The organism is Ralstonia chuxiongensis (assembly GCF_024158925.1).
Classification (GTDB): Bacteria; Pseudomonadota; Gammaproteobacteria; order Burkholderiales; family Burkholderiaceae; genus Ralstonia; species Ralstonia chuxiongensis.
This window is the reverse complement of the sequence record NZ_JAMYWC010000008.1, coordinates 82989-95960: the sequence shown is the minus strand read 5'-3', so window position 1 is coordinate 95960 and position 12972 is coordinate 82989. Positions and strand designations below refer to the sequence as shown.

Here is a 12972-nt window from a genome sequence, read left to right as displayed (position 1 = left end):
GCGGCGCGTGTTATTCGGAGGCGGGGCGTTGCAGGCGATATTCAGCGCTGCGGGCATGCGCCTGCAAGCCTTCGCCGTAGGCCAGCTCGGCAGCAATCTCGCCCAGCATCTGCGCACCGGCTTCGCTCACTTCGATCAGGCTGGAGCGCTTGATGAAGTCGTACACGCCCAGCGGCGACGAGAAGCGCGCCGTGCGCGAGGTCGGCAACACGTGGTTCGGACCCGCGCAGTAATCGCCCAGCGATTCGCTGGTGTACTTGCCAAGGAAGATCGCGCCCGCGTGGCGGATGCGCTCGGCCCATTGGCGCGGGTTCTCGGCCGAAATCTCCAGATGTTCGGGAGCGATGTCGTTGGCGATGTCGCACGCCTCGTCCATGTCGCGTACTTTGACGAGCGCGCCACGGCCCGACAGCGATTCGGCAATCACGCTGCGGCGCGGCATGTCTTCGAGCTGACGGTTGATGCTGGCTTCCACCTGCGCGATGAACTCGGCGTTCGGGCACAGCAGGATCGACTGGGCCAGCTCGTCGTGCTCGGCTTGCGAGAACAGGTCCATCGCCACCCAATCCGGATCGGTCGTGCCATCGCAGATGACGAGGATTTCCGACGGACCGGCAATCATGTCGATGCCGACCGTGCCGAACACGCGACGTTTGGCAGCGGCCACATAGGCGTTACCCGGGCCGACGATCTTGTCGACGGCGGGGACGGTGTCGGTGCCATAAGCGAGCGCACCCACGGCCTGCGCGCCGCCGATGGTGAACACGCGGTCCACACCGGCAATGCAAGCCGCAGCCAGCACCAGTTCATTGCGCACGCCGCCGGGCGTGGGCACCACCATGATGATTTCCTTGACGCCGGCCACGCGCGCCGGAATCGCGTTCATCAGCACCGACGACGGGTATGCCGCCTTGCCGCCCGGCACGTAAATGCCCACGCGATCGAGCGGCGTCACTTTCTGGCCGAGCACCGTGCCGTCGGCTTCGGCGTATTCCCAGCTGTGCGTGCCGCACTCGATCTTCTGCTTCTCGTGATACGCGCGCACGCGGGCAGCAGCAGCTTCCAGCGCCGCGCGGCGCTTGGGCTCCAGGCCATCGAGCGCAGCCTGCAGCGTGGCGGGCGACAGTTCCAGGGCGGCCACGCTGTCGGCTTCGATACGATCGAAGCGGCGCGTGGCTTCCAGCACGGCGGCGTCGCCGCGCGCCTTCACGTCAGCCAGGATCTGCGCGGCGGCGCGATCAATGGCTTCGTCTTCACTCGCTTCGAAAGCGAGCACCTGGCGCAGTTGCGCCGCGAATCCGGCTTCAGCCGAATCCAGCTTACGGATGGTCAGGCTCATGCGGCTTCCCCAACGCGCGCGTCCGTCGCGGAGGCGCGCTCGAAAGCGTCGAGGATCGGCGCCAGCCGGTCGCGCTTGAGTTTCAGCGCAGCCTGGTTGACGACCAGTCGGGAAGATATCTGCACGATCTCTTCCACCTCGACGAGGTTGTTCGCGCGCAGCGTGCCGCCCGTGCTGACCAGGTCGACGATGGCGTCAGCCAGGCCCACCAGCGGGCCCAGCTCCATCGAACCATACAGCTTGATCAGGTCGACGTGCACGCCCTTCTTGGCGAAGTGCTCGCGCGCGGTATTCAGATACTTCGTCGCCACCGACAGGCGCGCACCCTGGCGCACCGCGTTGGCGTAATCGAAGCCCTTGGGCACCGCCACCGACATGCGGCAGCGGGCGATGTTCAGGTCGATGGGCGCATACAGGCCCGCCATGCCGTGCTCCATCAGCACGTCGCGGCCGGCTACGCCGAAGTCCGCCGCACCGTATTGCACGTAGGTCGGCACGTCGGACGCGCGCACGATGATCACGCGCAGCGCCGGATCCGACGTCGGCAGAATCAGCTTGCGTGAGGTTTCCGGATCTTCGGTCACCTCGATGCCGGCGGCCTTCAGCAGCGGCAGCGTCTCTTCAAAGATGCGCCCTTTGGACAGCGCCAGCGTGAGCTGGTTGGAGGCGGACTGGAATGCGTTCATGGCCGGCGGGTTCCTTACCTTACGCTTGAATGCGGCGGATCTTGGCGCCGACAGCGGACAGCTTGTCTTCAATACGGTCGTAGCCGCGGTCGAGGTGATAGATGCGGTCGACCAGGGTCTCGCCCTGCGCGATCAAGCCGGCAATCACGAGGCTGGCCGAGGCGCGCAGATCGGTCGCCATGACGGTCGCACCCGACAATTGCTCGACGCCCGTCACCACCGCCGTCTTGCCATCGATCACGATATTGGCGCCCAGGCGGTTCAGTTCCTGCACGTGCATGAAGCGGTTTTCGAAGATGGTCTCCGTCACCGTGGCAGAGCCTTCGGCAATGGCGTTGAGCATCATGAACTGCGCCTGCATGTCGGTCGGGAACGCCGGGTATTCCGACGTGCGGAAGCTCACTGCCTTGGGGCGGCCTGTCATCTGCACACGGATCCAATCGTCGCCTGTGGTGAGCGTCACTCCGGCTTCGCGCAGCTTGTCGAGCACGGCATCCAAAATGCCTGGCAGCACGCCGCGCAGCGTCACGTCACCGCCGGCCGCAGCCACGGCGCACAGGAACGTGCCAGCCTCGATACGATCGGCAATCACCGTGTGGGCGGCGCCGTGCAGCGCTTCCACACCTTGGATCACAAGGCGGTCGGTGCCGATGCCTTCGATGCGCGCGCCCATCTTCACGAGCAAGTTGGCCAGGTCTGTAACCTCGGGCTCGCGTGCGGCGTTTTCCAGCACGGTTTCGCCGTCTGCCAACGCAGCGGCCATCAGCAGGTTTTCGGTGCCCGTGACCGTCACCATGTCGGTGACGATGCGCGCGCCACTCAGGCGCTTGGAGCCTTCAGGCAGCTTGGCTTCGATGTAACCGTGCTCGATGACGATCTCGGCGCCCATCAGTTGCAGGCCCTTGATGTGCTGATCGACCGGACGCGCGCCGATGCCGCAACCGCCCGGCAGCGACACACGCGCATGGCCGAAACGCGCCAGCAGCGGGCCCAGCACCAAGATCGACGCACGCATGGTCTTCACCAGGTCGTACGAAGCTTCCGGCGTGTGGATGGTCGCGGCGTCGAGCGTGAGGTTGTGACCGTCGAGCACGCCTTCCACGCCCATCTGGCGCAGAAGCTTGAGCATCGTGCGCACGTCCTGCAGGTTCGGCACGTTGGTCAGCGCCAGCGGCTCGGCCGTCAGCAGCGCGGCACACATGATGGGCAGCGCAGCGTTCTTGGCGCCAGACACGCGGATTTCGCCCGACAACGGGCCATTGCCTTCGATCAGCAGTTTGTCCATGAGCGAGACGTCTCGTCGATCACTTTGAGAGGGGCGCTCGGCGAGCGCAAGGTCGGAATCGGTTGAAACGGTAACCGGGGTGGGATCAAGCTCGGCCATCAGGACTGCCACTCCGCCGGGGTGAGCGTCTTCATGGAAAGCGCGTGGATTTCCGCGCGCATCCGCTCACCCAGCGCTGCGTAGACGAGCTGGTGACGCTGGATCAACCGCTTGCCTTCAAATTGCGCGCTGACGATGGTGGCAAAAAAATGCTGGCCGTCGCCCTCGACTTCGAGATGCTCGCACGGCAGGCCGGTTTCGATGTACTGCTTGACTTGTTCGGGTGTGGGCAACATGGCCTTCCCTTCTCCAAAAACGTTAGGGTGGTGCGTCGTTGTTGTTTTTAGAGATCGCTGCAAAATGAAGCGAAGCGGTTCAGACGGTTCAAGGCCGATGCAGCCGCCACATGCAGTACGGCAAGGAGGCCCTGGGCCGTCAGAATCATTTTTCAGCGGTCTCTTATCGACGCATCAATGGCGCAGCTTGTAGCCCGTGCGCAGCATCTGCAGGGCCACTCCCCCCACCACGACCAGCGCGATCAGCATCACACCGAGGCTCGTCGTCACCGGCACGTCGGACACACCGAAGAAGCCGTAGCGGAAGCCGTCGATCATGTAGAAGAACGGGTTGGCGTGGGACACCGCCTGCCAAAACGGCGGCAGCGAATGAATCGAATAGAACACACCCGCCAGGAAAGTGGCCGGCACGATCAGAAAGTTCTGGAACGCCGCAAGCTGGTCGAATTTTTCAGCCCAGATGCCTGCGATGAGCCCCAGCGTGCCCAGCACGCTTGCGCCCAGCACGGCAAACACGATGATCCACAGCGGCTGCGCGAAGTGCAGATGCGCAAACAAGGTCGTCACGATCAGCACGCCCGTACCCACGGCCAGACCGCGAATCACAGACGCGCACACGTACGCACCAAACATCTCCCAGTGCGACAGCGGCGGCAGCATGATGAACACCAGGTTGCCGGTAATCTTCGACTGGATGAGCGACGACGAACTGTTTGCGAATGCGTTCTGCAGCACACTCATCATCACCAGACCGGGCACCAGGAAAGCGGTGTAGCTCACCTGGTCGAACACCTTGACGCGGTCTTCCAGCACGTGCCCGAAGATCAGCAGATACAGAAGCGCGGTCAGCACCGGCGCGGCCACGGTCTGGAAGCTCACCTTCCAGAAGCGCAGCACCTCCTTGTAAAGCAGCGTGCGGAAACCGACCCAACGGCCCGGCAAGCTCTCAGGAATGGCGTTCATGCGGCGGGCTCCAGCGCAGAATCGGGAATGGCGGGCGTTTGAGGCCCGACCGGCAAGCCACCTTCGCGGCGCATGATCTGCACGAACACATCTTCCAGATCAGCCTTGGCGACTTCCATGTCGTCGATCTCGCAGCCGGCGAGGCGGCACGTGGCGAGAATCTGTTCGACCTCGCCATAGCCCGACAGGCGCAGGCGCACACCGCGCTCGCCGTGGTTGCCCGGCAGGCGCAGGCCTTCCAGCGACGCGGGCAGCGCTCCCCTCGCAAAGCTCAGCACCAGTTGCAGTCCGGCAAATTGCGAGAGCAGATTCGCCGTGCGATCGAGCGCCACCACTTCGCCAAACTTGAGCATGGCGATGCGGTCGCACAGGGATTCGGCTTCTTCCAGGTAGTGCGTGGTCAGCACGACGGTATGGCCTTCCCGGTTCAGGCGCGAGATGAATTTCCACAGCGTCTGGCGCAACTCGACGTCCACGCCGGCGGTCGGCTCGTCCAGCACGATCACGGGCGGGCGGTGTACCAGGGCCTGCGCCACCAGCACGCGGCGCTTCATGCCGCCCGACAGCGCACGCATGTTGGCGTCGGCCTTGCTGGTGAGGTCCAGGTTGGCCATGACCTCGTCGATCCAGTCGTCGTTCTTGGTCAGGCCGAAGTAGCCCGATTGCAGGCGCAGCGTTTCGCGCACCGTGAAGAACGGATCGAACACCAGTTCCTGCGGGACCACGCCGAGCTTGCGGCGCGCCGTGCGGTAGTCGGAAACAACGTCGTGACCGAGCACGCGTACGTGGCCGGAATCGGCACGATTCAGGCCCGCGAGGATGGAGATCAGCGTGGTCTTGCCCGCGCCGTTGGGGCCCAGCAGGCCGAAAAACTCGCCCTGCTCGACAGACAGGCTCACGCCCTTGAGCGCTTGCAACGACTTGTAGCGCTTGCGGACGTCAGCGATTTCGATGGCTTTCATGGCCGACAAAGTGAACTACTCTGCGCATCTCGAGACCGTGGATCGACAAGATCATGACGGCCGCGGACGCCGCACATGGCGGCGGCAGAGCGACAAACCCAGAATTATAGGGGAACTGGACCAACTCACGTCGCCACAGCTGACGACGCCAAACCGCGAATGCCAAGGCGCGCGCGACGCCTCGGCCGGAGCGCGGCATCGCGATGACGGGTTCGGGGCAATCACCCCGCGCCCGCACCGGACGCCGCCTCAATGTCGAGCGTGATGGTCGGCTGCGGGCGCCGGCGCGACGGCCAGCAAAGACTCCACGCCGTACAGCGTGGCGAGGTTGGACAGCGCTTGCGGAGCGCCTGCGATATCGAGCGCGATACCGGCATCCTGTGCCGTGCGCTGCCACGACAGGAGCACCGCCAGCGCAGACGAATCGACCTGTGACAAGCCAGCGCAATCGACATGCAGCGCGGCAATGCCGGCTTCGCGCGCTTGGCCGAGCTGAGCCTCGCCCTCGCGCAGAACGCGCGGCGCTTCGCGGTGAGTCAGCGGGCCGGACAAGGTCAACATGGTGAAAGTGGATGCGTCAGAAAAAGAAACAGCGGCCAGAGTTGACCGCTGTGTCGATTCTACCGGAAGGCTGCTTACTTTGCCGGAGCCTTCTCGAGCTGCGTGTTGCGCTCGTTCAGGAAGCTCACCAGCCCGGCCACACCGCCCCGCTTGCTGATGACATCGGCAAACTGGTTCTTGTACGTTTCCGACAGCCACAGGCCGCTGATATTGATGTCGTACACCTTCCAGCCACCGGCCGTCTTTTCCAGACGGTAGTCCAGGGCCACCGGCTCGCCGTTGTTGTTCACGGTCGAACGCACCACCACGTCGGTGTCATCGGCGGCCGCACGGAACGGCTTGTACGAAACGGTTTGATTCTTCACGTTCGACAGCGCGCCGGCGTAAGTGCGGATCAGCAACGTTTTGAAGCTTTCCTGAATCTGCTGCTGTTGCTCCGGCGATGCCTGGTTCCAGAAGCGGCCCATGGCGATCTGCGTGGTGCGCTTGAAATCGGCGCGCGGCACGATCTTCTGGTCGACGAGCTGGTACACCTTGGTCATGTTTCCGCCACGCAGCTCCGGATCGCCCTTGATGGTGGTGAGCACGTCGTCCACAGCCGTCTTGACGGTGGCCTGTGCATCCGCTTCCTGAGCGTGGACCGGCGCGGCTGCCACGGCAGCTGTCAGCGTGAGACCGGCGAACAGGGAGCGGAGAAGCTTCTTCAACATATCGCGTCCTTATAGTGTGATTTTCGGGTCGCTTGCAGCGCATTTGCCGCAATCTTGTTGGCGATTAGAACAGACCGCCCGCAGGCAAGTTCGTGCGGGCCGGCCAGTTTTACGCCTTGTCACCTTTGAGGCGACCTTGTTACGTGTACCGATCAGCGACGGAACACCGGCCAGTTGGGGGTGAAGCGCTGGTACGGTGAGACCGTGGCGTCACCGGCATCCGGCGATGTCTTGTTGTCCTGATCTTCCGGCAGGTTGCCGTCATAGATCAGGTAGCGGCGGCGCTGCAGATAGGCATCGCGCAGGAAGGTGTACTTGTCGACAGCGGCCTGTTCGAGCACATTGCTGGCCCCAAGCAGGTTCGCGCGCACGTCAACTACGCGCAGCGCGGCCAGCGAGTAGGTGACCGCGCTGTCGTGCCAGTACGTGAGTGGATCCATCTGCCAGTCCACCAGGAACCCCACGGTGTCACGCGCGGTGCTCGGGCCGAGCAACGGCCAGACGACGTACGGACCCGACGGCACACCCCACACACCCAGTGTCTGGCCGAAGTCTTCCTTGTGCTTGGGCAGACCGGCGTCCGACGCGATGTCGATCAGACCACCCAGACCCAGCACCGTATTGATCGCCACACGCATGGTGTCTTCCAGCGCGGCCGTGCCCTTCAACTGCAGCAGGTTGTTGACGGCCGAATAGACATCGCCCGCGTTCGAGAAGAAGTTCGACACCGCCGTGCGCGCCGGCGACGGCACCACATCGACATACGTTTGCGCAACCGGCTTCAGCACGCCCTTGTCGAGGTCCTCATTGATGCGGAAGACTTCGCGGTTGAACGGCTCGATCGGATCGGCCGGATTGGCATTCGGCCCGGTGGCACAGCCGGCCAGCAGCGAGGCGCTTGCAGCCACGGCCAGCGCAAAGCCGCGCAGTGTACGGATGGATGTTGTTGTTTTCATGGTTTATTTGCTCCCACTGCCCTCGGCCGGCTTGGCTCCGCCGGCACTGCCATTAGCGCTGCCGGCACCTGCATCCGCGGCCTTGCTGTAAAGGAACTGGCTGATCAGGTTTTCCAGCACCACCGCCGACTGCGTCATCGTGATCTTGCTGCCGCTGGCAAGCATGGCCGAGTCGCCGCCCGGCTCGATACCGATGTATTGCTCACCCAGCAGACCCGAGGTCAGGACCTTGGCCGAACTGTCTTTCGGAAACTGATAACGCTGATCCATATCGAGCACAGCGATTGCCTGGTAGCTCTTGTCGTCGAAGAGGATCTGCGACACACGGCCGACGACTACCCCCGAACTCTTGACCGGAGCCCGCACCTTCAACCCGCCGATATTGTCGAAGGCCGCTTTCACCTGGTAAGTCTTGGCAAACGAGACCGAACTCATATTGCCCGCCTTGAGCGCCAGGAATAGCAGCGCAATGATGCCCACCAGAACGAACAGGCCGACCCAGAAATCGAGGACGCTTTTACGCATGATCTTTTCTCGTTGAACGCTAACGACAACCGGCGGCTCAGCTGAACATCAGTGCCGTGAGCACGAAATCCAGCGCCAGTACGGTGAGCGACGCGATCACCACCGTCCGGGTAGTCGCGCGCGAGACGCCTTCCGGCGTGGCCTTGGCCTCATAGCCCTGATACAGCGCAATGAAGGTGACCGCCACGCCAAACACGACACTTTTGATGACGCCGTTGAGCACGTCGTCCATGACATCCACGCCGGCTTGCATCTGCGACCAGAACGCGCCAGGGTCTACGCCAATCAGCCCGACCCCGACAAAGTATCCGCCCAGAATACCGACCGCACTGAAAATCGCCGCCAGCAGCGGCATGGCGATGAAGCCCGCCCAGAAGCGCGGCGCCAGCACGCGGGCCAGCGGATCCACGGCCATCATTTCCATGGCGATCAGTTGCTCGCCGGCTTTCATCAGGCCAATCTCGGCCGTGAGCGAGGTACCGGCGCGACCGGCAAACAGCAGTGCCGTCACCACGGGCCCCAGTTCGCGCACCAGCGACAGCGCCACCAGCAAGCCCAGAGCCTGCTCGGAGCCGTATCGGTTAAGTGTGTTGTATCCCTGCAAGCCAAGCACGAAGCCAACAAACAGCCCCGATACGGCAATGATGATGAACGAATCATTGCCGACGAAGCGCAGTTGCTCGATCACCAGGCGTGGGCGACGCAGCACGTCGCCAGAGGCGCCAATGAGCGAAATCAACGTGCGCGCTGCATAGCCGAAGCGGCTGATCAGCGTCAGAACAAAGCGGCCGATGGCGGAGATCATCGTGCACCTCCGCTCTTGCCCAGACCGAAGTCATCGGCCAGCGGCGCCCCGGGATAGTGGAACGGCACGGGGCCGTCCGCCTCGCCGTGCACGAACTGGCGCACGAACGGATCGGTCGACGCGGTGAGCTCAGCCGGCGTGCCCTGCGCGGCAATGCTACCGTTGGCAATGAAGTAGACGTAATCGGCGATGTGGAACGTCTCCTGCACGTCGTGCGAGACGATGATGCTGGTCGCGCCCAGCGCGTCGTTCAGCTTGCGGATGAGCGAGGCGGTCAGGCCCAGCGAGATCGGGTCCAGCCCGGCGAACGGCTCGTCGTAGAGGAGGAGCGACGGATCCAGCGCGATCGCCCGCGCCAATGCCACGCGCCGCGCCATACCACCGGAAATCTCTGAGGGCATCAGGTCGCGCGCACCGCGCAGGCCGACGGCGTTGAGCTTCATCAGCACCAGATCGCGGATGAGCAGTTCGGGCAGTTCGGTATGTTCGCGCAGTGGAAATGCCACATTGTCGAACACGGACAGATCGGTAAACAGCGCCCCGAACTGGAACAGCATGCCCATCTGGCGGCGTGCGGCGTACAGCTCACGCTTGTCCATGGCGCCGATGTCCTGGCCGTGTACGCGCACAGTACCGGCAGCAGCAGCCACCTGGCCGCCAATCAATCGGAGAATCGTCGTCTTGCCGCAACCCGAGCCACCCATGACGGCCACCACTTTGCCCTTGGGCACGCGCATGCACAGGCCGGACAGGATGCGCCGCGCGCCTGGCTGATAGGCGAAATCGACCTGATCGAGTTCGACAACGGCGTTGGAAGGCTGGGTGGACACGGTGGAGATCGGTGCAGAGGGCTCGGCAGGTTGGCGGCTTCATGCTGCCGCATCTCGTTGTCTTGGCTTCCGCGGGCTCGCCAAAAAAAGGCGGCTTCGCGCGGCCCGCCATTATAGGTGGAAACCCGCGTAGCCCGTCAGCCACGCCTTGCTTACCGACAGTTAGTGTGGCTTGTTCGCCGCGCCGCGGGTTTTCGGGCCTTGCGGGTTGCTGAAAGTGGTGCGCCTGCGAAGTTGAGCTGGCGCTGCAGACCGGCAGCGGAAGTGGTCTATTCGCCGCTATCGAGCCGTAGATCGGCTTGGCGAATCACCCCCTGCCAGTGCGCGGCATCACGGCGCACGGCCTGGGCAAATGTGTCGGGGGCATCCCATTCCGGCTCGAAGCCGCCGGCGCGCAACGTAGCGGGGACATCACCGGAAGCGACGGCGCGACGCAGCTCTGCCGCCGCGCGCATCGACAGAAGCCGGGGGGTGCGCGCCGGCATGAAGGTGCCGATCCAGGCGCTGCGATCGAATCCGGCGAGACCGCCTTCGCGCAGCGTCGGCACAGCGGGCGCGAAACGGGAGCGAGCCCCGCCGGTCACCCCGAGCAACCGTAACTGGCCATTGGCTGCAGCTGCCGCCACGCTCGGATAGCAGGCGAAACACGTCGTCATGCGTCCAGCCAGAATCTGCTGCACGAGCCCGGCTTCACCGCGAACGGCCACATGCGGCGCATGGAAAGCGTAGTCGCGCACAAACTGCTCGGCGACGAGATGCGACCACGTGCCGACGATATCCGAGCCGCAATTGACCGTGACGGACTCGCCGCGCGCCTGCGCAAGCAGATCAGTGATGGAGTAGATCGGCAAGCGCGCATCGACGGCGAGAAACAGCGGCAGCGTGGCCACCATCGCCACTGGCTGAAAATCGCGCAGCGGGTCATACGACGCCGGTTCCAGCGCGGGCTGGGCGACAAACGTGGTCTGTTGAAGCAGCAACGTATGGCCATCGGACGGCGCGCGGGCCACGGCCTCGCCGGCGGCCATGCCATTGGCTGCGGGGCGATCTTCGACACCCACGTCGCGGCCGACCTGCTGTTGCAATTGCGTCGCCAGTGCCCGGGCAAGCGCGTCAAACGCGCTGCCTTCCGCTGCGGGCACGACCAGACGCAGCGGTTGTGAGGGATACCCTTGCAGCAATGCATGCGCGGGCGACGTCAGCATTGCCGGCAGCACACCCAGCCACGCAAGCGCCAGCCGCCGCTGCCGGTCCGGCATATGCGGCACATCCGGCGCGTGGGGCACATCTGCACGCACATTGCGGGCACGAGGTCGCATGAGGCAGGTTGGGGATCACGGGGAGATCTCATTCTAGAAATCCGCCCGTCCGCCCTGCACTCATGTAAACCATGTCGACGTAAACCATGAGGCATGACGCTCGAGTCATCACACGCGCGTCACAAATAAAAAGGCCCGCCAAGGCGGGCCTGAGTCATCCGGTCAACCGCGTGGTCAGCGCGGCAGTTCCGAATGGCCCATGAGAAACGCGTCGACCGAGCGGGCAGCCTGGCGCCCTTCCCGGATGGCCCACACGACGAGCGACTGGCCGCGGCGCACGTCACCGGCGGCGAACACCTTCGGCACGTTGGTGGCGTAGGCGTTGTCGCCTTCGGTGGCGGCACGCGCGTTGTTGCGCGCATCCTTCGTCACGCCAAAGGCATCCAGCACGCCGCCAACCGGATTGGTAAAGCCCATCGCCAGCAGCACGAGATCGGCCTTGAGCGTGAACTCGCTGCCTGCAACTTCGGCCATCTTGCCGTCCTTCCATTCCAGGCGCACGGCGGTGAGGCCAGTCACCCGGCCGTTTTCACCGATAAGCGCCTTGGTGGCGACCGACCAGTCGCGCTCGCAACCTTCGTCATGCGACGACGACGTGCGCAGCTTGATCGGCCAGTACGGCCACACCAGCGGCTTGTTCTCTTCTTCGGGCGGACGCGGCAGCAGTTCGAACTGCGTGACCGATGCGGCGCCATGGCGGTTGGACGTGCCCACGCAGTCCGAGCCCGTGTCGCCGCCGCCAATCACGATGACGTGCTTGCCATCGGCGCGGATCGGGTTCGGCGCATCGCCGGCCACTTCCTTGTTCTGCGGAATCAGGAATTCCAGCGCGTAGTGCACGCCGTCCAGATCACGGCCCGGCACCGGCAGATCGCGCGGCACTTCCGAACCGCCCGTCAGCACAACGGCGTCGAATTGCTTGAGGATGTCGTCGGCAGCGATCATCTCCCGCGCGTCGTTGGTGATGCCGGCCGGAACCGTCTTCTCGCCCACCATCACGCCGGTGCGGAAGGTCACGCCTTCGGCTTCCATTTGCTGCATACGGCGGTCGATCTGTGCCTTTTCCAGCTTGAAGTCGGGAATGCCGTAACGCAGCAGGCCGCCGATGCGGTCGTTCTTTTCGAACAGCGTCACATCGTGACCGGCGCGTGCCAGTTGCTGCGCAGCCGCCATGCCAGCCGGGCCGGAGCCGACCACGGCCACGGTCTTGCCAGTCTTGTGCTTCGGCACTTGCGGCGCGACCCAACCTTCTTTCCAAGCCTTGTCGATGATGGCGTGCTCGATCGACTTGATGCCCACCGGCAGTTCGTTGATGCCCAACGTGCAAGCCGCTTCGCACGGTGCCGGGCAGATGCGGCCCGTGAACTCGGGAAAGTTGTTGGTCGAGTGCAGCACTTCAATCGCGGTCTTCCAGTCCTGGCGATACACCAGGTCGTTGAAGTCCGGAATGATGTTGTTGACGGGGCAGCCGTTGTTGCAGAACGGAATGCCGCAATCCATGCAGCGCGCGCCCTGGATCTTGGCTTCGTTGTCCGCCAGCGCGAACACGAACTCCTTGTAATGCTTCACTCGCGCTTCGGGCGCTTCGTATGCCTCGTTCTGGCGGGGAAATTCGAGAAAACCGGTCGCCTTGCCCATGGTGTCCTTCCTGACCCGATGCTGCTCTGCCGGCACAGTCGTGCCAGCCAGGCAGTCG

At 64.0% G+C, this 12972-nt stretch carries 14 protein-coding genes; all 14 read right to left on the bottom strand.

The genetic code is table 11. The features are described 5' to 3' along the window. Positions 1-10: 10 nt before the first annotated feature. The 14 genes from hisD to NKG59_RS23195 all read right to left on the bottom strand — a co-directional run bounded on the left by hisD (position 11) and on the right by NKG59_RS23195 (position 12914). Complete coding sequence (gene hisD, locus NKG59_RS23260; protein WP_253541901.1) at positions 11-1339, bottom strand: histidinol dehydrogenase; 1329 nt, start codon at positions 1337-1339, stop codon at positions 11-13. After that, positions 1336-2025: an ATP phosphoribosyltransferase gene (hisG, locus tag NKG59_RS23255; RefSeq protein ID WP_009241938.1), complete on the bottom strand. Its 690-nt coding sequence runs from the start codon at positions 2023-2025 to the stop codon at positions 1336-1338. The genes hisD and hisG overlap by 4 nt, the downstream gene beginning before the upstream one ends. 19 nt (positions 2026-2044) lie before the next feature. Further along, a complete protein-coding gene (gene murA / locus NKG59_RS23250; protein ID WP_253541900.1) occupies positions 2045-3310 on the bottom strand; it encodes a UDP-N-acetylglucosamine 1-carboxyvinyltransferase in 1266 nt (421 codons plus the stop codon). A gap of 98 nt (positions 3311-3408) precedes the next feature. After that, the gene (locus tag NKG59_RS23245) at positions 3409-3645 is read right to left on the bottom strand and encodes a BolA family protein (RefSeq protein WP_024542178.1); all 237 of its coding nucleotides are present in this window, start codon (positions 3643-3645) and stop codon (positions 3409-3411) included. A gap of 174 nt (positions 3646-3819) precedes the next feature. Further along, the gene (locus tag NKG59_RS23240; protein ID WP_253541899.1) at positions 3820-4608 is read right to left on the bottom strand and encodes an ABC transporter permease; all 789 of its coding nucleotides are present in this window, start codon (positions 4606-4608) and stop codon (positions 3820-3822) included. Beyond that, positions 4605-5570, bottom strand: coding sequence for an ABC transporter ATP-binding protein (locus NKG59_RS23235; RefSeq protein WP_253541898.1), 966 nt, complete (start codon positions 5568-5570; stop codon positions 4605-4607). Before NKG59_RS23235 ends, NKG59_RS23240 begins: the two co-directional genes overlap by 4 nt. A gap of 249 nt (positions 5571-5819) precedes the next feature. Then, positions 5820-6131 (bottom strand): STAS domain-containing protein, encoded by a 312-nt coding sequence (locus tag NKG59_RS23230; RefSeq protein ID WP_024977844.1) that lies wholly within the window; start codon positions 6129-6131, stop codon positions 5820-5822. Between the two features lie 74 nt (positions 6132-6205). Continuing rightward, on the bottom strand, positions 6206-6841 hold the full coding sequence (locus NKG59_RS23225) for an MlaC/ttg2D family ABC transporter substrate-binding protein (protein WP_045203040.1): 636 nt from the start codon (positions 6839-6841) through the stop codon (positions 6206-6208). Between the two features lie 152 nt (positions 6842-6993). Then, positions 6994-7797, bottom strand: a complete 804-nt coding sequence (locus NKG59_RS23220; RefSeq protein ID WP_253541896.1) for an MlaA family lipoprotein — start codon at positions 7795-7797, stop codon at positions 6994-6996. Positions 7798-7800: 3 nt separating this feature from the next. Continuing rightward, positions 7801-8322, bottom strand: coding sequence for an outer membrane lipid asymmetry maintenance protein MlaD (mlaD, locus tag NKG59_RS23215; RefSeq protein WP_253541894.1), 522 nt, complete (start codon positions 8320-8322; stop codon positions 7801-7803). A 37-nt stretch (positions 8323-8359) separates the two neighbouring features. After that, positions 8360-9127 (bottom strand): lipid asymmetry maintenance ABC transporter permease subunit MlaE, encoded by a 768-nt coding sequence (gene mlaE / locus NKG59_RS23210; RefSeq protein ID WP_253541892.1) that lies wholly within the window; start codon positions 9125-9127, stop codon positions 8360-8362. Then, positions 9124-9957 carry an ABC transporter ATP-binding protein gene (locus NKG59_RS23205; RefSeq protein WP_253541890.1) on the bottom strand — a complete coding sequence of 278 codons (834 nt, stop codon included), beginning with the start codon at positions 9955-9957 and terminating at the stop codon, positions 9124-9126. The genes mlaE and NKG59_RS23205 overlap by 4 nt, the downstream gene beginning before the upstream one ends. Before the next feature lie 269 nt (positions 9958-10226). Beyond that, complete coding sequence (locus NKG59_RS23200) at positions 10227-11276, bottom strand: Bug family tripartite tricarboxylate transporter substrate binding protein (RefSeq protein WP_420804049.1); 1050 nt, start codon at positions 11274-11276, stop codon at positions 10227-10229. A gap of 174 nt (positions 11277-11450) precedes the next feature. Beyond that, a complete protein-coding gene (locus NKG59_RS23195; RefSeq protein ID WP_253541889.1) occupies positions 11451-12914 on the bottom strand; it encodes a glutamate synthase subunit beta in 1464 nt (487 codons plus the stop codon). Between the last annotated feature and the right edge of the window lie 58 nt (positions 12915-12972).